21 protein-coding genes are annotated in these 23,611 nt (G+C 38.3%); 17 read left to right on the forward strand and 4 right to left on the reverse strand.

Annotation, left to right across the window (positions count from 1 at the left end):
* Nucleotides 1-17: 17 nt before the first annotated feature.
* Complete coding sequence (locus GGG_RS0113530; protein ID WP_010115766.1) at nt 18-941, reverse strand: lipase secretion chaperone; 924 nt, start codon at nt 939-941, stop codon at nt 18-20.
* 13 nt (nt 942-954) lie between these two features.
* A complete protein-coding gene (locus GGG_RS0113535) occupies nt 955-2,301 on the reverse strand; it encodes a sphingomyelin phosphodiesterase (protein WP_029574591.1) in 1,347 nt (448 codons plus the stop codon).
* Between the two features lie 388 nt (nt 2,302-2,689).
* Here GGG_RS0113535 and GGG_RS0113540 point away from each other — a divergent pair, with 388 nt between their 5' ends.
* Nucleotides 2,690-3,028 carry a hypothetical protein gene (locus tag GGG_RS0113540; RefSeq protein ID WP_029574592.1) on the forward strand — a complete coding sequence of 113 codons (339 nt, stop codon included), beginning with the start codon at nt 2,690-2,692 and terminating at the stop codon, nt 3,026-3,028.
* Nucleotides 3,029-3,511: 483 nt separating this feature from the next.
* On the opposite strand, the gene GGG_RS0113545 is transcribed toward GGG_RS0113540, so the two are convergent.
* Nucleotides 3,512-3,904 carry a hypothetical protein gene (locus tag GGG_RS0113545; RefSeq protein ID WP_010115773.1) on the reverse strand — a complete coding sequence of 131 codons (393 nt, stop codon included), beginning with the start codon at nt 3,902-3,904 and terminating at the stop codon, nt 3,512-3,514.
* Nucleotides 3,905-4,306: 402 nt separating this feature from the next.
* On the opposite strand from GGG_RS0113545, the gene GGG_RS0113550 reads away from it, so the two are divergent.
* The 4 genes from GGG_RS0113550 (at nt 4,307) to GGG_RS0113565 (ending at nt 8,933) form a co-directional block, all read left to right on the forward strand.
* The gene (locus GGG_RS0113550) at nt 4,307-5,650 is read left to right on the forward strand and encodes an MFS transporter (protein WP_010115775.1); all 1,344 of its coding nucleotides are present in this window, start codon (nt 4,307-4,309) and stop codon (nt 5,648-5,650) included.
* 87 nt (nt 5,651-5,737) lie between these two features.
* Nucleotides 5,738-6,748, forward strand: a complete 1,011-nt coding sequence (locus GGG_RS0113555; protein WP_010115776.1) for an AraC family transcriptional regulator — start codon at nt 5,738-5,740, stop codon at nt 6,746-6,748.
* 84 nt (nt 6,749-6,832) lie between these two features.
* Nucleotides 6,833-7,939, forward strand: coding sequence for an NAD/NADP-dependent octopine/nopaline dehydrogenase family protein (locus GGG_RS0113560; RefSeq protein ID WP_010115777.1), 1,107 nt, complete (start codon nt 6,833-6,835; stop codon nt 7,937-7,939).
* 1 nt (nt 7,940) lies between these two features.
* Nucleotides 7,941-8,933 (forward strand): 3-hydroxybutyryl-CoA dehydrogenase, encoded by a 993-nt coding sequence (locus GGG_RS0113565; protein ID WP_010115778.1) that lies wholly within the window; start codon nt 7,941-7,943, stop codon nt 8,931-8,933.
* Between the two features lie 66 nt (nt 8,934-8,999).
* Here GGG_RS0113565 and GGG_RS0113570 read toward each other — a convergent pair whose 3' ends face one another.
* Nucleotides 9,000-9,467: a MarR family winged helix-turn-helix transcriptional regulator gene (locus tag GGG_RS0113570; RefSeq protein WP_010115779.1), complete on the reverse strand. Its 468-nt coding sequence runs from the start codon at nt 9,465-9,467 to the stop codon at nt 9,000-9,002.
* Between the two features lie 148 nt (nt 9,468-9,615).
* Between GGG_RS0113570 and GGG_RS0113575 the strand changes: the two genes are divergently transcribed.
* The 12 genes from GGG_RS0113575 to GGG_RS0113630 form a co-directional block, all read left to right on the forward strand.
* A complete protein-coding gene (locus tag GGG_RS0113575; RefSeq protein WP_010115780.1) occupies nt 9,616-10,725 on the forward strand; it encodes an amidase in 1,110 nt (369 codons plus the stop codon).
* A gap of 20 nt (nt 10,726-10,745) precedes the next feature.
* Nucleotides 10,746-11,912 carry an acyl-CoA dehydrogenase family protein gene (locus GGG_RS0113580; protein ID WP_010115781.1) on the forward strand — a complete coding sequence of 389 codons (1,167 nt, stop codon included), beginning with the start codon at nt 10,746-10,748 and terminating at the stop codon, nt 11,910-11,912.
* Between the two features lie 41 nt (nt 11,913-11,953).
* Nucleotides 11,954-12,478 carry a nuclear transport factor 2 family protein gene (locus tag GGG_RS0113585; RefSeq protein ID WP_010115783.1) on the forward strand — a complete coding sequence of 175 codons (525 nt, stop codon included), beginning with the start codon at nt 11,954-11,956 and terminating at the stop codon, nt 12,476-12,478.
* Between the two features lie 30 nt (nt 12,479-12,508).
* Nucleotides 12,509-13,786, forward strand: a complete 1,278-nt coding sequence (locus GGG_RS0113590; protein ID WP_010115784.1) for a Rieske 2Fe-2S domain-containing protein — start codon at nt 12,509-12,511, stop codon at nt 13,784-13,786.
* Nucleotides 13,787-13,796: 10 nt separating this feature from the next.
* Entirely contained in the window at nt 13,797-14,282 is a 486-nt protein-coding gene (locus GGG_RS0113595) for an aromatic-ring-hydroxylating dioxygenase subunit beta (protein ID WP_010115786.1), read from the forward strand.
* A gap of 10 nt (nt 14,283-14,292) precedes the next feature.
* Nucleotides 14,293-15,030, forward strand: coding sequence for an SDR family NAD(P)-dependent oxidoreductase (locus GGG_RS0113600; RefSeq protein ID WP_010115787.1), 738 nt, complete (start codon nt 14,293-14,295; stop codon nt 15,028-15,030).
* Between the two features lie 34 nt (nt 15,031-15,064).
* Nucleotides 15,065-16,018 (forward strand): PDR/VanB family oxidoreductase, encoded by a 954-nt coding sequence (locus GGG_RS0113605; protein ID WP_010115788.1) that lies wholly within the window; start codon nt 15,065-15,067, stop codon nt 16,016-16,018.
* Between the two features lie 72 nt (nt 16,019-16,090).
* Nucleotides 16,091-17,050 carry a p-hydroxyphenylacetate 3-hydroxylase reductase component gene (locus GGG_RS0113610; protein ID WP_010115789.1) on the forward strand — a complete coding sequence of 320 codons (960 nt, stop codon included), beginning with the start codon at nt 16,091-16,093 and terminating at the stop codon, nt 17,048-17,050.
* Nucleotides 17,051-17,175: 125 nt separating this feature from the next.
* On the forward strand, nt 17,176-18,090 hold the full coding sequence (gene feaR, locus GGG_RS0113615) for a transcriptional regulator FeaR (RefSeq protein ID WP_227500503.1): 915 nt from the start codon (nt 17,176-17,178) through the stop codon (nt 18,088-18,090).
* A 355-nt stretch (nt 18,091-18,445) separates the two neighbouring features.
* Nucleotides 18,446-20,758, forward strand: a complete 2,313-nt coding sequence (gene tynA, locus GGG_RS0113620; protein WP_010115791.1) for a primary-amine oxidase — start codon at nt 18,446-18,448, stop codon at nt 20,756-20,758.
* A gap of 59 nt (nt 20,759-20,817) precedes the next feature.
* Nucleotides 20,818-22,101, forward strand: a complete 1,284-nt coding sequence (locus GGG_RS0113625; protein WP_010115793.1) for a hypothetical protein — start codon at nt 20,818-20,820, stop codon at nt 22,099-22,101.
* 71 nt (nt 22,102-22,172) lie between these two features.
* A partial coding sequence (locus GGG_RS0113630; protein ID WP_010115795.1) for an aldehyde dehydrogenase family protein occupies nt 22,173-23,611 on the forward strand: 1,439 nt, incomplete at its 3' end.

Below are 23,611 nucleotides of genomic sequence, written 5' to 3' on the forward strand. Positions count from 1 at the left end.
TGGCTGAATACATGTTGTTAAGGAAACATTTTTAGACGTAAATCTTCTAAACGTGTTTGATATTGTTTTTGCCATTCATCATTCGACAACTGAGCCTTCATTGGCTCCATTTCTTGCTGTAATTGATTTACCGCCTGTTGATACTGATTGGCCTGTTGTTGTTGCTGTACTTCACGTTGATCCCGTTGCCGAATCTCTTGTCGTTCCTGTTCAGTGAGATAATGCTGTTGTAATTCCTGTTTTAGACGTTCTGTTTCAGCAGCATTATTTTGACCTTGATTGAGCAAAGTGATGGCTTGCTCATAAAGTCCGATTTTACTTTCTTGTTGCGTTGCATCTGGATATTGGCGTTGTAATTCTTCAAACGCTTTTAAGCGTTGTTCAGCACTTAGATTTGGATTTTGAGCTAAGTCATGATAAGAAAAACGATAATCTGCATAATGACGTTCTTGCCCGAAACCAAGCATGGCTTCTTCTTTTCCTAAAGTTTGTTCTCTTATTTTCCATAAGGTATTAAAACGTTCTTTTGGTGACAAAGAAGTTGATAACACCGTACTTTGCATACGTTGTTCATATTGAGGCATACGTTTTATTAGATTCTCAACCAACTGTGCAAATTTTTGATCAGGGTAGTCCGCCAATGCTTTTGCTAGGGCAGCATTACAGTCTGCTACATGACAGTTTGCTTTAAAGTCATTGAGAAATTGAGTGATATTTCCCGGTTGCTTTTGTAGCGATTCTAATTGCTTTAATAAGGTTGTTTGGAAAAGTTCATCCTTGGTTTTATTTTGCATTGTTTCATCAGTCACATGTGTTGATGAATCCTGAGATGATGGTTCTGATTGCTGGATCGTAGCGGAAGAGGCGGTGCTCTTCCAAACTACAATGGCAAGCAAGACCGCTAAAACAATAATAATTGTTAGCACAAGTCTTTTATTCATACAGCTTTCCGTTTTATGGACTGTAGTTAAAATGTCCCATTACAGGGAAATGATCAGAAAGATCCCATGTCATATACAATGGGTCAGCTGTAGTACGTAAGATACGAACATCATTGCGAGATTGAGTCGGTTGACGATGTGTATTTGAAGCCACGACATAATCAAGATATTCAACGGTTGTACCACCCGAACCTGCTGCACCAGCAAGTTTATTCACACGTGGGTCAAAAGTAGACGCTGTATAACCCGTGCTGATTGGTGCTGTAGCATTTAGATTGGTCAGCATATTCTGATAGTCTTGCGGCCATAAAAACTTGTTGACATTAAAATCACCACCCATCAATACAGCATCAAAACTTGGGATGTTTTGTTGATTGACTAATTGGCGGATTTGTTGGAATTGAACTTGACGTAATGCGCGCGCTTCATCAGTATCAAATGATGCAGTATGCGTTGACGTCACATGGTAAGCCTTACCATTTTTGATAATTTCAGCATACAAGACACCTTTGTCAGCAAAGCAATCCGTTCCTGAACAATCTGGGTAAATTAACTGTGCAGTTTTAACAATAGGATAACGACTGACAATCACTAAACCGCTGTCAAATAAATTATAACCTGAACCTACAGGGACATGAGTTTGATACGGATATTGTTGAGCCAGTTGATTCAACATGCCTGTACGAGAAGAAGCAAAAGCTTCTTGCATCATAATGACATCGTAACCATTCAAGTGGTTTGGCAACTCGGCTAAACGCTCACTAATTTTGCTCGCAACCATTGGCAAAGCATAAATATTATAGGTCAATACTTTTAATTCATCAGCACTGGTCGAAACAGGCTCCGGTACTGTGTTTTGATGAATCGTATAGTGGAAGTCATCATAGCCACCTGTATATTCAGCTTTAACAGCAGCTTGAGCCGATAAACCACCATAAGTCGTGTTAAGACGATAAACATTACGATCTGAGTACCATGGTGATGTAGCTGATGCGGTTTGAATACCATGCTTAATGTTGCTACCAGACCATGTTCCAGTCATGGTTTGCTTTAACGTAATCTTAGAGCTACCGCTACTGATGACAGTGTCAAAGTTATATGTTTTTCCTGATTTTAAACCCGTATAGCGGTTTATACGCAGTACACGTTTGGTTTCATATGGAGCGATTTGCGTGGCTTCCTGTGCCCACTCATTTCCTTGTTGTAAAATATGTGTACCCGTTTGTGTAGCTTGTATTGATACGGTCTGCGGTGTGGTATTGGTTACGAATACATACGAATCTGCCAATGCACTTTGGCCGGCAAATCCACAGGCCAATAGCGCGACCCCTGCGCTTAGCTTTAAGCCCTTTAGCTGCATCATTTATCTCTCCATAATATTTAATTATTCACGAACAAAACATAATCAATAATTATTTAAATTATTCATTAATGAAAATTTTATGATTTTTATTTGTTCGAAAATTATAATAATGAAAAATTATTGCTAAATCATTTAAATTTGTGGTTATTCATCTGATTTTAGAAAAAACAATATGTTATTTATATTTTTCAATGTGATAGAGTGATGTTGTTAATTTTTTAAACAAAACCATGAAATCATGGGGATTCAAAAATGAAAATGGACAAGTACCGCATAATTTAAATGTGTTAAAAGAGTTATATGTTATCGATAGTAAATAGATTAAGGCCAAATACACATCACTTCAGCTTTAAGCGATTTGAAAATGAAAAGGATGATTTTTAGTATGCAGTACACATGGACTGAATTTGAACAAAGGTTAATCATTCATAGAGATGTGAAAATAGATATTTCTAGAATGTTATTTAAATATGAAACTCAAATAAAAGAATATATTGATAAAATTCAACAATTAACTTTTGAAGAAACAGCTCCATTATTTGATGAGCTTTATGAAATACAGGGCTATTTATCTGTAGCTAAATATAAATATCATTTAGAAATTAAGGAAGAATTAGATTGGTTTCTTTACCATTTTGAAAGAGCTGATGAAAATGACGTGCGAGCATATTGGTATAGTCGGTTTTGCAAAGGCATTATTTGGCCTTTTAACGAGGGCAGTTAAAACCATTATTGAAGGGCCGTCCACCGCCAAAGCAGGTTTGAATTGATTAAAACATTGATGATAATTGAAAAGATTGAGATTATGTACGCTACAGCGTACAAGTATTTACGGATTTGACGTCTATCGCTGAATTTAGTTTTTTCCTATCATAAATATATAGAGAACAGGATGTTCCAAATAAGAATAAAAAATAGAGCGAAGGAATGTAGGTATGACAGGAGTTATGCCACAGGTACAAATACGGAAAAGCCCGACAGGATGTCGGGCTTTTTTATTGCGCTATAATTTTGTTTTACCATAAATTGACTTAATGAAAGGTCTGACAAAACATTAGCTTAATTCTCTTCTAATAAATGTTGCTATATCAGCAATAAAGCTTGATGGAAAACATCTTAAATTAGTACTTAGACTGAAAAAATTTAACCTAGAAACTTCAATGCAATATTGGTTATTGTCAGCATAAATTAGAGTTAATGTATTGATTTATGATAAAAATGTTTCTTGTAGATAACTCCAGAGCATTTTTCCTTGGATTTCTTCAATTAATGCACATGAACGTCGAATTAAAATACCAGAAGTTTTGGTGTGTTTTTCCGTATAGGTTAAAACAATTACATTTTCATTTTGCATTAAAATCTGTTCATCATAAATTTCAATTTGAATATCTGGCATTTTTCCTTGATTGTTTGCAAATAACCCTTTTACGTCCTGTAGGGAAATGCGTTTCCCAGCTGCGCCTACCATTTCAAAATGATCTGCAAAATAATCAATGAGTAATGGTAAATCTTGTTCTGAATGTTTTCCACTAAAAATCTTTTCGATCAGCACGTGCATGCTATGAATACTTTCGATCGCCTTTTCTTTTACTAATGACATGTCCATTTCCATAAGTGTTTACTAGATTGCTTTATTTTAAAACAAAAATAAATGTAAATTTCAATATAATTTTGAAATATATTTTCTAATAAAAAACTTATATAATTTAAGGTATATTTATTCTTCAAAATTCAATTATAAAAAATATATAAATATCATAAGTATATAGTGAGAATGACGATTGTATCGATAAGTTAAAAAAATAGGCTAAAAAAGCAAAAAAATCCCAATGATGAAAAAAGTATAATTTTATACCTAAAATAACATGGAAAATTACATGTAAATTTAATAATTATGGTGTAAGTTATTTTCATGGAAATGATAGGAAATGGATATTTCCTGAAATGAATCTACCTCTCTAAAGAGTACAGATTATAAAAATGGCATTGACAAGGAAGCAAAATGGATACCAATTCAACAGAACTAACACGTTCTAATTCAAATATGTATGCATGGTATGTGGTGTTACTTTGTATGCTGGCTTATATATTTTCATTCATTGATCGACAGATATTGGCGTTGATGATTGAACCGATTAAGGCCGATCTTGATTTAACCGATACGCAATTTAGTTTATTACACGGTTTAGCTTTTTCACTGTTTTACGCTTTTATGGGATTACCTCTGGCTTATTTAGCTGATCGGTTTTCACGACCTAAAATTATCGCTATCGGAATCATTTTCTGGAGTTTTGCAACTGCGCTGTGCGGTTTAAGCAAAAATTTTATTCAGCTTTTCTTTAGCCGTATGGGTGTTGGTGTCGGTGAAGCTGCTTTATCGCCTGCTGCTTATTCGATGTTTAGTGACATGTTTAGCAAAGATAAATTGGGACGTGCTGTCGCAGTATATTCAATTGGTTCATTTGTCGGGGGCGGAATCGCATTTTTAGTTGGCGGTTATGTGATTGGTTTACTGAAAAATATGAGCTTAATTCAAATTCCAATATTTGGTGCAGTGAAAGCATGGCAAATGGCCTTTATTTTAGTTGGCCTACCGGGTCTTTTTATAGGGTTATTGTTTATTTTGACTGTACGTGATCCGCAGCGTAAAGGTCAGCGTTTAAATGCACAAGGCCAAGTTGAACAAGTCAGTATGAAAGCTGCTTTTACATTTTTAAAGAAGCACCGTAATACATTTATCTGCCATTATTTTGGATTTACTTTCTATGCAATGGCTTTGTATTGTCTAATCAGTTGGTCACCTGCATTTTTTATGCGTAAGTTTGGTTTATCCCCAACTGAAGCTGGTTATATGCTCGGTACAGTTTTACTGGTTGCCAATACTCTGGGTGTATTTTGTGCAGGATGGCTCAATGATTGGTTGATTCAAAAAGGCCGTAAAGATGCACCAATGATTACAGGTGTTATCGGTATTGTAGGTTTGGTTCTACCATTAATTGCATTTACTCAAGTTGCTGAATTATGGCTAGCCGTAACATTGCTGGCTCCAGCTATGTTTTTTGCCTCATTCCCTATGCCAATTTCAACTACAGCGATGCAAATGTTGGCACCGAACCAATTACGTGCACAAATCTCAGCCATTTTCTTGCTCATCAGCAATCTAGTTGCTGTCGGTATTGGTACAACATTGGTTGCATTGATCACAGATCGTGTTTTTGAAAATCCATTAATGGTGGGAACCTCGCTCTCAATTGTGGGCGGTATTTCATGTGTCTTAGCTTTCATTCTATTGAAAAAAGGTTGTAAAGCATTTAGCAACAGTATGCAGCAGGAACATGCTTCTTAACTGAATTCTATTTCGAACCAATCCAAAACTCATTCAATGCTAATGAGTTTTGGCATTTTTATTAATTCACAATCGTGGAGTGAAGTCATGGGACAGTTTCTCAATTTGGATCATCTTCATTATCTAGATGAGTTTTTATTATTTAAGTCCGATGATTATCAGACGATTAAAACAAAAATTAGCCATTATTTATGTCCACATCAGTTCGATGTGGAAGCAATTGAACCCTTAAATACGCGTTTAAATGGTTTTAGTTTTGGCAATTCTGCTTTATATGATTTGAAATATAGTGCGCCAGTGATGATTACAATTGATGATGCGTTTAGTCATTATTTATTTCGTATTACTTTGGAAGGACAATGTAAAGTTGGTGTTGCCAATCAGCAGGTTTTACAATCCGTTGGAATCATGTCAGTGACCCATCCGAACATAAAACAGCGAATTATTACCAATCACCATTGTCGAAATATTATTTTAAAACTTTCTCAGCAAGATGTTGAAACACAATTATTTAAAATGCTAGGGCATACCAGTCAGGAGCCGATTTTATTTGATTCGGGTTTGTCTTGTACGGCAGAAGGGATTAGTTCGATTGTTGAAACGCTCAATTACTTATGCCATGCCTATTATAATATCCAAAACTGGAGCTCCATTTCAGCCAGTTTTACCCAATATTTAATTGAATTGATTTTACTCAAAATTCCTAATAATTATAGCGCACAGCTAAATACACAAAAACAGTTGGTTTTGCCTGCCTATATCAAAAAAGCTCAGCAATATATTGATGATTATCTACAAGATACGATTTCTTTGACAGTATTAAGTCAGTATTGTGAGGTTTCGGTACGAACCTTACAAAAAGGATTTAGCCAGTATTTGCAACAAACACCTGTCGAATATATTCGTGATCGACGAGTAGAACGAGTACATGTTGCATTACAAAATTGTCAGGGGAATCAAACAGTGACCGAGGTTTTATTGCAATACGGAATTCAAAGTTTTGGGCATTTCTCAACGTTCTATAAAAAACGTTATGGATGCTTACCATCCCAAACCTTGAAAATGAATCCTATTCAAATGAACACAATGATTGCGTAAATGGAATGATCGTTGCGTATTTGGATAAGCCTGATTTCAGAAGGTCTTTTATGATGGATACATCATCAATCAGGAGGATATCATTTGAAAATTACAGTATTAGGTGGTGGACACGGATGTTATGCTGCCGCAGCAGAAATGGCTGAAAAGAGCCATGATGTAGTTTTGTGGCGTCGTGATACTCAGGCACTAGAACAACTTGCAGCAACTCAGCATTTAAAGATTAAAGATTATAAAGGTGATCGCTCGGTTACAGTTGGCTTTGAAAATTGTCAGATTAATTTGTCTGATGACTTGGAAAAAGCGATTCAGCATGCTGAGCTTATTATTATTCCATTACCGGCAACGACTCATGTCGATTTAGCGCAACAAGCAGCTCCATTCTTCAAAGCAGGGCAAGTGGTGTATTTACCTCCTGCAACATTTGGTAGTTTTATCTTTGCCAAAGCTATGCGGGATGCTGGAAATACAGCTCAGGTTGCTTTTGCAGAAACGGGAACATTACCTTATTTGGTGCGTAAACATGGTGTAAATCAAATCGTGATTAGTGGTTATGCTACTCGTTTACCAACAGGGGTATTTCCGAGTGAACTTTCAGAACACGCTTTTCAACGATTAAAGCAGGCTTATCCAAGTGTAGAACCAATTGAGGATAGTTTAAGTGGTGCATTGATGAATGCAGGACCGATTATTCATCCACCACTTATTCTGATGAATGCAGGACCACTGGAACATTTTGAGGCTTGGGATATTCATAACGAAGGTACTCAGCCATCTATTCGTCGAGTGACCAATCAACTCGATGCTGAGCGGATGAAAGTTCGTGAAGCACTTGGATATGTAGCACCGCATTTTCCATTAGCCGATCACTACAATAAAGATGGTGAAGGTGATGAATGGATGTATGGGCGTGGTGCGCATGGAAAATTAACAGATAGTGGTGATTGGAGAGAAGATATTGATTTACAGTCACATCGTTATATGTTGGAAGACACACGTTTAGGCTTATCATTTTTAGTTTCTGTGGGCCGTTGGGCGGGAGTCGCGACACCTGTTGCAGAAGGTTTATTGAATGTTGCTTCAGCAGTAACAGGTAAGGATCTGTATAAAGATGGTCGTACGCTGGAAGCTTTAGGACTTGCAGGAAAATCTAAAACTGAATTACAAAGCACACTGCAACAAGGAGTCTGATATGACTGCGATCCATAATATTGCAGTATTGGGTGCAGGACGTATGGGAAAAGCAATAGCCATTGCTTTTGCCTATGCGGGGCTCAAGGTGCATTTAATTGATACCAAACTACGCAGTGTGTCTGAGTTTGAACAATATCAAAATCAGATTTATACTGATCTACAACAAGAGCTTCAATTGCTTGAAAAAATTAAATTTATTCAAACTGAACAAGTGCTATTTATTCTGAATAAGATCGAAGTCTTGAGTAAAGAGAATAGTGTTGCTGCATTATCATCCTGTGAACTGTTATTGGAAGCTGTGCCTGAAGTTAGGCAGCAAAAACAAGATATTTTCGCTTGGCTTGACTCCTATATTTCTAAAGATTGCATTGTAGCATCGACCACCTCCACTTTTCTGGTCACTGATATTGCGGAGATGGTTTCTCTCCCTGAACGAGTGGTCAATGCGCATTGGCTGAATCCCGCCTATCTTGTTCCGTTAGTGGAGTTAAGTCGTTCAGAACAGACTTCAAATGAAGTGGTCAATCGTTTGAAAACATTCCTGCATGATATTGGCAAAGTCCCCGTCGTTTGTAATGCTAAAGCAGGTTATATCGTCCCTCGAATTCAAGCATTGGCGATGAATGAAGCAGCTAGAATGGTAGAAGAAGGTGTAGCTTCAGTTGAAGATATTGATACTGCAATTCGGACAGGATTTGGTTTACGTTTTTCGATTTTAGGTTTACTCGAATTCATCGACTGGGGTGGAGGAGATATACTGTATTACGCTTCACAGTATTTGGAAAAGGAGTTGGGTGATCGCTATCGTACCCCTGAAATTATTGCAGAAAATATGCGTCAACAACGTAATGGTCTGAGAGAAAAACAGGGTTTTTATAATTATCAAAATATAGATGTTGAGCAATATAAATTACAGGTTTTACACACATTTTCAGATCGTATTGAGAAAAATAATTTAAAACCAAAATTTAATATTTCTCCAAACCAATAAACTTTTTTTATCAGCTAAAGCCCATTTTTGTTTATGGGCTTTAGCTTTTGGGCTTGTAAATACGAGCTAGCTAGGTGGCATGAGGTCAAATATCTTTTTTAATTGTGCATTCAGATGATGAAGCTCGTCGTCATCAAAAGCATTCAAAATTCCAGACAGAGTTACTTGGCTAATTTGATTAATTTGCTCAATCAAAACTTTGCCTTTTTCAGTCAATTTGACCATTGAAATACGTTCATCTGACTCAGAAGAGAACACTTGAACAATATCATCCTCAACCAAACGATAAATGGCTTTGGTTGCTGTAGTCAGTTTAAGCGTAGATAAATTGGCAATTTCAGTAATGCTGGCTTGACCTAAAGCATTGGTACTCAGAATAATTCTACGACGAGTATTATCAATTCCCAATTTTTTTATTGATTTTTCAATGAGCTGAGTATATTTCCCATTGACTTGTGATATCCAGAAAAATGGATAACTCTGTAAACTGCTAGGTTCATTATTCGGTAGAAATTGTTCTAAATGAGTAAGCATAGCCAAGTGATAACTTTATAAAAATAACTATCAATCATTATACAAAAATTAAAACTTATTTTCTGTGTTCTTGGTGATGAAAAATACTTGACAATTACATTACTTTTTACGATATTTATATTAAGGATAAAAATACATGGAAAAGTGAATGAATATTATTGTACAAGAGGTACAAAAAGGAGTGGGCGCTTTGAAGGTCATGGTGAAAGACTCCATAGACATTCAAGGGATGAAAACTATGTCGGGCAGTAAAGCACTCATGCAGAGTCAGCCTGCAACAACAAATGCAGAAGTTGTAGATCGTATTTTATTGGCAGATTGTCAAATTACAGCAAAAACTAATTTACACGAACTTGCTTTTGGTATTACAGGGATTAATCACACTTTTGGTACTGCACTGAATCCTAAATATCCTGCCCTTATTCCTGGTGGTTCTTCAAGTGGTTCAGCAGCTGCCGTTGCAGCTGGGCTTGCTGATTTTAGCTTAGGCACTGATACAGGTGGTTCGATTCGTATGCCTGCTGCATGTTGCGGTATTTATGGTTTAAAGCCAACGTTCAATCGGGTGAGTCGCCAAGGCGTGCAACCAGCAGAGAGTTCATTGGATTGTGTAGGACCATTTGCAAATTCTGTAGAAATGATTGAAACAGCAATGCAGATCATTGACCCGACGTTTCAACCAATCGCATCTCTGACGCAAGCTCCAAAACTTGCTGTTCTCGACGTTAAAGCTGATACAGCGGTATTGGACTGTATTCAAAAATTTTTTGCTCAAAAAAGTCTTGTACCAAAACATGTCTCAGTCGACAGCTTTGAATCAGCATTTCAGGCTGGGATGCAAATTATTAACTATGAAAGTTGGCAAGCTTATGGCGAATTAACCGAAACAGGTTTATTGGGTAAGGATGTGCAGCATCGTTTACTCAAAGCGGCAGAAACGACCCTGCAACAGGTTGAACAAGCTGAGTGTATTAGAACAAAATTTATTCAGGAAATTGATCACTTATTCACTGAATATGATGCCTTGTTATTGCCGACTCTCCCACAAATCCCACCAAAACTGATTGATGCAGAAAATACGGTCGCTTTTTTGAATTTAACCGCTTTGGTACGTCCTTTTAATTTGTCTGGACATCCTGCGATTTCAATACCACTTGAAACAGAAGAAGGCTTACCTGTGGGATTGCAAATAGTAGCGAAACAAAATGCAGATGAGCATTTGTGTGCGATAGCAAGCTATATCGTGAATGCAGTGTAATAAATCCAAGGAGCTAGGTAATGAATGATTTATCTACAAAGGAATTTGTCATGGATACAAAAGAAATGGAATTAGAAACTTTATGTCAGGAAATTCGTGAACGGGCATGTACAGGTGAGTTTGACCATCAGGCTTATGTGAGTCAGGACATTATCGATAAATTGAAACAGTTAGGTGTCTATCGTGCTTTGGTTCCAAAACGCTTTGGGGGTAATGAGTGGTCACCTAAACAGTTTTGTGAATTGATTGAACAATTGTCTAAGGCCGATGGCTCAGTTGGCTGGGTCGCAAGTTTTGGTATGAGTCCTGCCTATTTGGGCAGTTTGCCAGAAGCAACGCTTGAGCAGTTGTATAAAGATAGCCCTGATATTGTGTTTGCAGGCGGAATTTTTCCACCACAACCTGCGGAAATTACTGATGATGGTGTTGTGGTATGTGGTCGCTGGAAATTTTCTAGTGGCTGTATGGGGGCAGACATTGTGGGGGTTGGAATCTCTCCACGTAAAGATAATGAAGCTCAAGGCTTACCTCGAATGGCGGTGATGCCTGCCAAAAAAGCCAAGATTGAAATGACTTGGGATACGGTTGGTTTAAAAGGTACAGGCAGTCATGATTTGGTGGTGGAAGATGTTTTAGTTGCTAAAGATTGGACTTTTGTTCGTGGTGAACCATCAAAGCTTCCTGAACCATTTTTCAAATATCCCTCATTGTCATTAGCGACACAGGTGCTAACTGTTGTTGGCATTGGTGTAGCAGCCGCAGCGTTAGAAGAGTTTCAAAAATTAGCGCCAGGTAAATCTTCAATTACTGGTGGTGCGGAAATTGCCAGCCGACCTGTAACCCAATATGAATTTGCCCAAGCTGAAGGTGAGTTTAAGGCAGCCCGTGTTTGGTTCTATGACACCATGCAAATTGTTTGGAATGAAGTTATAGCAGGTCGTACTCCGACACCAGAGCAGATCAGTGATATGCGTTTATCATGTACTCATGTGGCCCGTGTGTGTGCACGAGTGACGCGCAAAATGCAAATGCTTGCAGGAATGACAGCGATCTATACCCATAACCCATTCAGTCGTTTTGTGAATGACACCAATGTGGTGACTCAGCATGCTTTCATGGGGGATGCTACTTTACAAAATGCAGGATTAGTCAGCTTTGGTATGAAGCCAACGCCTGGTTATTTATAAGTTTATTTGTATTAACCACTATGGCAGCAAGGATGAATGACATGAATGAGCCAATGGATTTAACAGTGCTATTAAAACGCCTACAACAGCTCGAAGCCCAAAACGCGATTCGTAACTGTATTAACCGTTATATGGAAATTTGTGATGATTTGAATGCCAATACGGACCTGAATGAATTGATGGATTTATTTGATCAGGACAGCATTTGGGAAGGAATTGGTGAGAAATATTCACAGTCTTTTGGTCGCTATGCATCTTGGCAAGCCATTTTTGACATGTTCAAAAGCTATACCCAACAACAGTCGCATTTTGTCATAAATGCGCATTTTGTCAGTTCAGAGCAAATTTATATCGAAGCGGATCAAGCCAGTGCAAGCTGGTTGATGTTGCAGACTTCAACTTTTAGAAATGATCACAGCCATTTAAATGCCGCCAAACTCACGGTGCAGTTTAAACAGCAACACGATGGAAGTTGGAAGATCAAACATTTTCAGACTGAAAATATTTTCAGTCGCCCTGTATCACACTGGGACAGCACAGCCGTATTGCCAGTGCCATCTCAGTAACTAATGGATAGACCAAAAAGGATAGTGGATATGAACAGTATTATTCCAATGCACAACATTGAGATGGATTACAACGAATTGGTGCAAAGTGATCGTGTCCATACCTCATTGTATAAAGACGAAAAAATCTTTGAAGATGAGATGGAAAAGATTTATTACAGCACTTGGGTTTGGGTGGCGCATGCCAGCGAGATTCCAGATGGCGGTAGTTATAAGACCATTCATATTGGTAAGCAACCTGTGGTGGTGGTACGTGATCGTAAGAAAAAAGTCCATGTCTTACTCAATCGCTGTCGCCATCGTGCGGCAACGGTCTGTGAACATAAAAAAGGTAAAACCAACAGTTTTGTTTGTCCATACCATGGCTGGAGCTATGCATTAGATGGCTCATTACGTGGTGTGCCTTCACCTGAAAGCTATGGCGAATGTTTGGATAAATCTGAGTTTCCACTGATTAGCCTACGCGTTGAAGAATACAACGGCATGATTTTCGCCACTTTTAAACAGGATATTGAACCTTTAGACGATTTCTTGGGTGCTGCGAAAAAATGGATCGACTTGTTTATGAAACAAGGTGCAGGTTATCCGATCAAAGTCTTGGGCGAGCACCGTTTCCGTTTCCCAGGTAACTGGAAAATCCAGTTGGAAAATACTACGGATGCTTATCATTTCCCATTGGTGCACAAGTCATTTTTAAGTTCAGTTGATGAAAAAACCGAAGAGCTGTTTAACTTTGAAAATCAGCCGGGTTATGTCGAAGACCTAGGCAATGGTCACAGTGTGATGGTGATGATTCCTGAACTGGTTGATCTGGATGAAGAATTAATGGAGCGTCCAATTCAGGAACGTTTTGAAGATCTTGCTCAAGCCTTACGTGATGAAGGACATGCAGAGCTAGAAGTGCGTCGTATGGTACGTGCGGTGGGTGGTTCTGGTTTCAACTTGAATTTGTTCCCGAACATTGCTTGTTCAATGGCCTTTTTCCGAGTGATGCAACCAATTTCAGTGAATGAAACTGAGATTCACCATTCAGTGATTACCATGGATGGCGGTCCACAAATTGCCAACCAATATCGCTTACGTCTGCATGAACATTTCCAAGGTCCATTTGGTTTTGGTACACCAGATGATTCGGAAGCGTGGGAACGTGTACAACATGGTGCCAATGCAGGTAATGATTTATGGATCATGCTGAATCGTGGTTTACCAGGTGAAGTGAAAACTGAAGATGGTTTAAAGAGCGATGTCAGTGCTGAAACAGGTATGCGTGCTGCGTATCAGCAGTGGAAAAAGTTGATGACGGCTTAGGGAGAATGCCATGAAAATTGATTTAAATTTACTCAATGAAGTGACTGCTTTTGTCTGGGCAGAAGCCGATATGCTGGATCATTCTGAGCATGATACTTGGCTGGATCTCTGGAATGAAAAAGGCGTATATATCATCCCGATTGACCCCAAACTGACCGATTATGAAAATAATCTGAACTATGCCTATGACGACCATCATATGCGTAAGTTACGGGTACAGCGTCTGGAAAATGGTGAAGCCATTTCGACTGCACCGAAAGCCAATACCGTGCGTAGTGTTTCGCGTATCCGCATCGTCAAAGATCAAGATGGTGAAATCATTTTGCGTTGTGCGCAGAACTTGCGTGAATTCCGTAAAGAAAATCTGAAACATTATACCGCTGACGTGACTTTCCATCTGGTTCGTGATGCAGAACAAGGGTTTAAGATCAATCGTAAAATTATCAATTTAGTTAATTCAACCGATACCTTGGCGGGTATCAGCTACATTCTCTAGGAGCGAAAAAATGCAACAGGTTGTTTTAGTCACAGGTGCCGCTTCGGGTCTAGGAAATGTCATTGCTGAGTATTTTGCAGCGCAAGGGCATCAAGTGATCCTGTCTGCCAGTACCTTAGAGAAAGCAGAGCAAGCCAAAGCACGTAGTCCACATGCAGAGAATATGTCTGCCTTGAAACTGGATATCTCGGTTGAGGCTGATTTTCATGCCGCAGTACAGTGGATTCAGCAGAAATTTTCGAAGCTGGATGTGTTGATTAACAATGCCACCATGACCAAGGCAACCCCAGTTTTAGAGATTAGTGCAGCGGATTTTGACATGATCACGCAGGTTAATCAGCGTGGCACATTTCAGTCTTGCCAGATCATTGGCAAATATATGGCAGATCAGGGCTATGGTCGCATCGTCAATATGGCTTCTTTGGCAGGGCAAAATGGTGGAACTGCAACGGGGGCGCATTATGCAGCGACCAAAGGTGCCATTGTAACCTTGACAAAAATCTTTGCTAAAGAGTTTGCTGCAAAAGGTGTGACTGTGAATGCAATTGCTCCTGGACCGATGGAATCACCAATTGTGCATAGTGTCGTGTCTGACGAAAAAATGGCGCAATTTATTCAGAACATCCCTGTCAAAGCTTTAGGCAGTATGCAATTTATTGCTGAAACCTGTGAGTTATTGGCAAGTCCAAGTGCAGCATTTGTGACTGGGGCAACATGGGACATTAATGGTGGATTATTTATGCGTTAAGCCTTGAGCGAGATGCGTAACAGGGAGTTAAATCATGACGATACTTTATAATGTTGTGGTCAAAAACCGCCATGTAGAGGGTGAAAATGTTGCAGTGATGGAATTTGAATCTGCAAATTCTACACAATTACCAAAAATTGAAGCGGGTGCGCATATCGATGTGCATTTACCCAATGGCATGGTGCGACAGTACTCGCTTTGCCAAAATCCAAATGATGTCGGGATATTTCGTTTAGGAATATTACGTGATCCAGAATCACGTGGCGGATCGGTGTCTGCATTTGATGATTTAAAAGATGGTATGCAAATTCAGGTCAGTGAGCCGAAGAATTTATTTCCTTTATTAAAAGCTAAACATTCTGTGCTTATTGGTGGGGGAATTGGCATCACGCCACTCATCACCATGGCTTATAAGCTCGCACAAGAAGGAGCTTCTTTTGAGTTGCATTATTGCGGAGCTAGTCCAAAAAGTTGTGCCTTCGTTGATGAAATTAAAAATAGTGTATTGGCTCAATACACTACTTTCCATTTTAAATCGGAAGGGGCAAGTCATCGCGAGTTTTTCCAATCGGCGATTCAGGATATTGATCAGAATAGCCATATCTATACCTGTGGCCCAAATGGATTTATGGATTGGGTCATCAATTTAGCCCTCACACAAAACTTTCCTGAACAGCAGATTCATAAGGAGTATTTTCAGGTAGAGCTTGAACCAGGTGGGGATGCCTTTGAAGTGGTGGCAGAACGCAGTGGCAAGATCATTATGGTGGATACCGAAGAGACGATTCTACAAGCTTTAGCGCGTGAAGGTATTGAAATCGAAATGTCTTGTGAACAAGGGGTTTGCGGTACTTGTATGTGTGATGTGATTGAAGGTGAACCTGACCATCGTGATGTTTATTTTACCGATGAAGAAAAAGCCAGCAACGAGCAGATTTTGGTGTGCTGTTCACGATCTAAATCAGCACGATTAGTACTTGATATTTAAATAATATTGTATTTGATACGTTAAAAGATTGATCCCATATTGGAATAGGGACAAAGAATTCAGGAGAGAAGCATGAATGCATTACATACGATGGATCCTGTCGCAATTGATCCAATGAAATTTAGACGCGCGTTGGGTAATTTTGCCACGGGTGTCACGATTATGACAGCACAAAATGAACAAGGTGAAAAAGTTGGCGTTACGGCGAATAGCTTTAACTCAGTATCTTTGGATCCTGCTTTAATTTTGTGGAGTATCGATAAGAATTCGTCGAGTTTTCATGTGTTTGAGCAAGCGACACATTTTGCAGTGAATATCTTGTCAGGTTCGCAAATTGATCTTTCTAATAAGTTTTCCAGACGTAATATTGATAAGTATGAAGGAACTAGCTATCGCCAAGGTGCTGGATTAGCGCCATTATTGGATCATTGTTCAGCGGTGTTTGAATGTGAGCGTCATCAGATTATTGAGGGTGGTGATCACTGGATTATTATTGGTAAAGTGATCAATTTTCATGATGAAGGACGTAGTCCACTGGTTTATCATCAAGGTGCTTATTCAGGTGTAACCCCGCATCCATTACTGCAAGTTAAAGCAGCTACGACTGAAGTTGAAGATGTGGGTGAAATGCACCAAGGTCATTTGCATAGTAATGTGTGCTATTTAATGAGCCGTGCTTTCAAATTTTATCAAAATGATTATATTCCAAAACAATTGGTGACAGGGTTTCGTACCAGCGAAGCTCGATTATTATTGGTTTTGGGTAGTGGTACAGCATCAAGCAAAGCAGATTTACCTCGTGATATTGCTATGCCAATGCATGAGGTTGAGCAATCTGCTGCAATTTTGGAAAAAGATGGATTATTGGTTGAAAGTGAAGGTTTCTTTAAACTGACTGAAAAAGGCAAGAAAACGGCACACTATCTATTTGATATTGCAGACAGTCATCAGAATGAAGTTTTCGAGAAATATCCTGAAAATGAAAAAGATATTTTCATTAAAATTTTAAAAGATATTGCAGGTATTATGTAAATAGAACAGGCAACAAATTAAGGATTAGTTTGTTGCTGAATGAGGATTGTTGAAGCCGATATTAGCATTGTTAGAATAATCGGCTGTTCCTTAGATTTCATTGATTTAAGTTGGGAGACATGGATGTGACATATGCAACTAAAAATGAAATCAATACATGGACACAGCATATCCAAGGGGTATGTGGAGAGTTTGAAACTCGATTTGATGGGCAGAGTTCTCTATTTATTGGTGAAGTAAAATCCTTTCTACTTGGGCAAACTGAAATTGCCTTTATCAAAAGTAATGCCAGCTTTATAGAACGAAAACCAGATATTTTGGATCGGGTTAAAGATCGATTTTGTTTTCTAATTTTGCAATATACCGGCAAGATGTTACTTAAATATCGCGATGAAACCTTATTTCTAAGTGAAGGTGATATTGTTTTATTAGATTCAGATGAGCATATAGCCATGCATCCTCAGGGTTTATTTAGTCATATCTCAGTTCATCTTTCCCGAGATAAGTTGTTTAAACAAGGTATTACCACCGCACATTTTGGTAAATTAATTAGCCACAATATGAGTGCGCATTTATTGAAGAATATGTTGAAAACAATTTCCAGTGAAAACATTGAGTTCTGGTATGCAGAAGAAGATGGTAATGCTTTTGAAGATGCATTAATTGCTTTGATTAAACCGACCATTAATTATAAAAATATTCGGGCGAGTGACTCCTTAAAACTTAAGGCTGAACGCTATATCCTTGAAAATTTGTCACATGTTAATCTAAGCCCTAAAATCGTTGCCAATCATATTGGTGTATCTTTAAGGCATTTGTATCGATTATTTGTAGTTGAAGAACAATCAGTAAATAAATATATTCAAATGAAACGCTTGGAAAAAATACAATTTGAATTAAAAGATTTAAAAAATAAAAGAATATCGATTACAGAAATTGCTTTAAGGTGGGGATTTGGGGATAGTGCCCACTTTTCTAAAATTTTTAAAAAAGTCTATGGTATTTCACCACGTAAATATAGAGAAGCTAATAAGTTATAACTTATTGAATACTAGTCTGATCACAAGAATCAAAGCTTATTTTGGTCGAGAATCTCATCTCGATTTTATCGATTGCTGTACCGTTCATAATTTTCGAATGTTAATACCGCCAAATGATTTTGTGACGTTGTCTATAACCGATTTGCATCTAAAAATGTCATTTTTCGACATCATTGAGGTCATCATTAGACAAGATGTAATGGCATGAAAAGTGATCAAATAACTTTGAAATGTAAAATTGTATTGAAGATATGCGGTTTTGTTTAAGGGATTTGTTTTTTAATATAATGGAAAAAGACATTGAATTTTTAATTATATTGAAAGCAGAAGAATGATAAAAGACAGGATGTAAACTATGCGTCAGAATAAATTACTTCAAGCCATTCATAAGGTCATTGGATTTAAACTCACTATCATGGGAGCTGTTTTATGTCTTAACCAACAGCTGCATGCGCATGGTCAGTCCGCAGAAATGGTTTCTCTTTACCAAAATATGAATGATTTTGGTGCGCATGTAAAAAAAGATGATTTTACTGATAGTTATATCATCTCAAAAGGTTCATTAACGGTTCGAGCAAAACCAAACTCAAATACAGTTTTGGTCAATGGTCAACCGCTTAAGGTAAGTGTCCCATTGCTTGAAAAAAATGGTCAAGCTGTGGTCAGTACTCATTTTATTAATGAAGTATTCCAGTCAGGATTAGATCAAACCTTTGTGGTTGAAAATACGCAACATCCGTTAAATAGCCTGAATGCTACTGAGCTTAAAGCAGCGTATGAGATTATTCAAAAATCCAAATATGCCTATCCAAATATGCGTTTTGCAGAATTAAAATTAAAAGAACCAGATAAGGCTAAGGTTTGGGATTACTTTTTAAATCATAAAGCTTTTCAGGACGATCGTATTGCCAGTTTTATTTTGCTCAAAGGTAATCAAGCCATAGAAGGTGAGGTTGATTTAAATCGTAAACAAGTCACTGCTTGGAATGTACTCGAAAGCACGCATGGGATGATCTTAGTTGATGATTTTGAAACAGTACAAAAGGCGATTGAGAATAGCCCAGAATATATCAAAGCTTTGAAAAAGCGTGGCATTGATGATGTTAAAAAAGTGATTGCCAATCCGTTGACTGTTGGTTATTTCGGAGGGAAAGATGGCTTAAATAAAGAATTAAATGTACTTAAAGTTGTCTCTTATCTTGATACCGGTGATGGTAATTATTGGGCACATCCGATTGAAAACCTTGTGGCTGTGGTTGATTTAAATCAGAAGAAAGTGATTCGTATCGAAGAAGCTTCATTGATTCCTGTCCCGATGGCACCACGACCTTATGTGAGTAAAAATACTAAACAACCACCTAAACCTTTAAATATTGTAGAACCCGAAGGCAAAAACTTTTCGATTTCAGGGCAAACTGTACATTGGGGTAATTGGTGCTTCCATGTTGCGTTGGATTCACGGGTCGGATTACAACTTTCAACTGTGACTTACAAAGATAAAGGCGTGAAAAGGAAAGTCATGTATGAAGGTCATTTAGGCGGAATGGTTGTGCCGTATGGCGATCCTGAGTTGGGTTGGTATTTTAAATCCTATTTGGATTCAGGCGAGTATGGCATGGGAACTCTCACTTCATCGATTAATCCTGGGAAAGATGCACCTGATAATGCGGTGATTTTAGATGCTGTTATTGCGGATTATAAGGGGCAGCCACAGGTCATTCCGAATGCTATTGCGATTTTTGAGCGTTATGCAGGGCCAGAATATAAGCATAAGGAAATTTTTGGTGACCAAAATGCCAGTGAAGAACGCCGTGAATTGGTTGTACGTTGGATCAGTACGGTTGGAAATTATGACTATATGTTTGACTGGGTCTTTGCCCAGAATGGTGTCATCGCTATTAATGCAGGTGCAACAGGGATTGAGGCAGTCAAAGGCGTAAAATCACGGACGATGCATGATAGTACAGCCAAAGAAGACACTAAATATGGCACTTTGATTGATCACAATATTGTTGGAACGACACATCAACATATTTACAACTATCGTTTGGATATGGATGTTGATGGTGGTGAGAATAGTTTTGTCCACATGGATCCTGTGATCAAACCAACGACTGATGGTGGTGTTAGAACCAGTAGTATGCAAATTGATACAAGTATCATTGCAACTGAAAAAAATGCAGCTGAGAAATTTGACCCGTCAACGATCCGTTTAATCAGTAATTTAAATAAAGAAAATAAAATGGGTAACCCAGTGTCATATCAGTTGATTCCTTTTGCTGGCGGAACTCATCCAATTGCTAAAGGAGCTCAATTTAGTCCAGATGAATGGTTATTCAAACGCTTAAGTTTTATGGATAAACAGATTTGGGTCACACAATATAATCAGGATGAACGTTATCCTGAAGGGAAATACTCTAACCGTTCAACCCATGACACAGGTTTAGGCCAATTTATTAACAATGATCAGAATATTGAAAATAAAGATCTAGTGGTTTGGCTCACTACAGGAACAACGCATGTGGCGCGTGCTGAAGAATGGCCAATTATGCCAACGGAATGGGTTAACACCTTGCTTAAGCCGTGGAACTTCTTTGATAGCACTCCGACACTGAATATTGATAGTGAGAAAGACAAAAAAGACAAGCAACAACAAGACCATCATTAATACCACTTTCTTCAAGGGTTAACAGGAGTGTTAATCCTTATTTTTAAAGGATTGATCCAATGACGTTGTTTAAACAGACAGCTACGGCATTGGCATGCGCATTTTTCTTGCCAATGACGCAAGCCACCGCCCAGATTGATTATGAAATTCAGCCTTATGCTGATGTAATGTTTGGTATTTTTCATAGTGAAAAAAGCTATGCAAACCATGACGATAATCACCCAGAAAAAACATGGCAGGAATTAGGAGCTAAATATGGCTTCAAAGCTTCAGCCAGTTTTGATCAACATGCCGTGTATGGAAGTGCAATTGCAATTAGTTCAGCGACCTATGCTGATGGTGATGCAGCACATTTTACTAATGGGCATGAGCGTAAAACTGATTTAGGTGAATGGTCTTTAGGTATTAAAGATACGACTGCACAACAAGATTTTTCTCGTTACAACTTGGCTATCGGACGTCAGAATATTATTGTCGGTGATGGGTTTATGGTTGCTGGTGATGCAGTAAATTTAGGTGAATCCGTGGCTGATGGAACACTGGATCGGGGAGGCGCTTATTATTTAGCACCGAGAAAAGCTTTTGATTTTACTACAGTATTACAATACCGACCTTTGGATAAACTGACCACCAGTTTGTACTATTTAAAATCGGACAATAAAGCACAATATTCAACAGAAATGTTCGTTGGTGATGGGATTTATCAGACTGAAAAATTTGGTTTGGGTACAACATATCTTGAAGTATTGGATTTAGATGATGCTTTTCATGAAACAAATCGAGAGCATTTAAAAAATTATGCCCTGAGAGGCAATTATGCTTTGAGTCCTCATTTACAAATAAAAAGTGAGGTAGTTTATCAGGACAATGCTCAATCACATGAAAATGCGGCTTATGTAGCTTTGAATTATCAGCTACCCGATTCGGCTTATCAATCAACCATTGGCTATCGTTTTAGTCATTATTCTGAAGATTATGATCCAATGTTTTATGGCAATACTGTTGGGATAGGTGGCTGGGTACAAGGTGAGGTTGCTGGAAATTATGCAGGACCAAATAACCGTAATAGCAATATTCACCAATTGTCTTTTTCAATGAGCCCGAAACAGAATCTGATGTTAGGCGCATTTGCATACAAGTTCGATACCATAAAAGAAACACAACAAAACCTAAGTGGCTATGAACTGGATTTTTATTCGGTCTGGTCATTGAATCCACATATCAATGTAATCCCTTTAATTGGTTTTTATAAACCTAAAAAAGATATTCAAACAGGTGGTTCGCAGTATCCAAATAAGCAATGGAATACTTATACACAATTGTTATTACAGTATAGCTATTAAATCAACACGGGTATCGTCCTAATGCGTTAGGTGCGCTTGGTTGATTTAGTCAAAATAAACAGGAAAATTAAATGAGTGACGTAAAAATTTTAGAAAGCGTGCAACAGTTTATAGCACGACACCATGGACATTTTATTCATGGTGAGTGTGTTGCTACCGAAACTTCGGAGCGGATTGAATTGGTTAACCCTGCAACTGAACATGTGATTGCAAGTATTGCTACGGCAGACCAGCAGGATGTTGAAAAAGCAGTACAAAGTGCACACAACGCTTTTAGCAATGCATGGGCCAATACATCGCCTTATGAACGTGGTTTAAAACTGAATAAGTTGGCTGATTTGGTCGAACAACATGCTGAAGAATTGGCTCAATTAGAAACGTTAACAACAGGGAAACTGATCAACCTTTCTCGTCATTTAGAAGTTGCACAATCTATTATATTTTTAAGATATTTTGCAGGTTGGGCTACCAAAATCAATGGTCAGACCATGCAACCTTCTATTCCTTCAATGCATGGAGAGAAATATAGCGCTTATACCGTTCGTCAACCCGTTGGGGTTGTAGCAGGGATTGTACCGTGGAATTTTTCATTGATGATTGGAATTTGGAAAATTGGTTCTGCTTTAACCACAGGTTGTACTATTGTGCTTAAGCCTAGTGAATTTACGACATTGTCATTATTACGTTTGGCTGAACTTGCCATTGAAGCGGGCATACCTGCAGGTGTGATCAATGTTGTAACAGGTAAAGGTGAGACAGGGCAGTATTTGATTGATTCAGCATTGGTGAAAAAAGTGTCGTTTACAGGCTCTGTACCAACAGGTATTGCAATTGGTCAGCAAGCCATGAAAAACGACTTGACCCGAGTCAGTCTAGAGTTGGGAGGGAAGAATGCAGCAGCAATTCTGGCAGATGTAAATATTGATGAAATATTACCGAATTTGTTACAAGCAACTTTTGTACATCAAGGACAAGTATGCGCAGCGCCGGAACGTTTTTTTATTCACCAGTCCAAATATGATGAATTTGTACAAAAGGCTTCAGCAGTAGTGCAGCAATTAAAAATTGGTTCACCACTCGATGAGATGACGATGTTTGGCCCACTTTCAAACCGACCACATTTTGAAAAGGTAAAACATTATCTGGATTTGGCACAAAGAAATAATCAAGTAATTACAGGGGGAAATGCCTTACAAACAACAGGTTATTTTGTTGAACCAACGTTGTTAAAAGTGCAAGGGATTGATGATCCATTATTTCTCGAAGAAACTTTTGGACCTGTTGTGGATGTGATTGCATTTGAAACGGATGAAGAGTTAATCACCATGATGAACCATTCACGGTTTGGTTTGACAGCTAGCGTATGGACCAATGATCTAGCAAAGGCGATGCGTTTAATTCCACAAATTGAGGCAGGGTCAATTTGGGTGAATATGCATACTTTCCTTGATCCTGCTGTGCCCTTTGGTGGTGTGAAAGCTTCAGGAGTTGGACGTGAGTTCTCAGATGC

Origin of the sequence: Acinetobacter sp. P8-3-8, from assembly GCF_000214135.1 — a bacterium.
In the GTDB taxonomy this organism is placed as follows: Bacteria; Pseudomonadota; Gammaproteobacteria; order Pseudomonadales; family Moraxellaceae; genus Acinetobacter.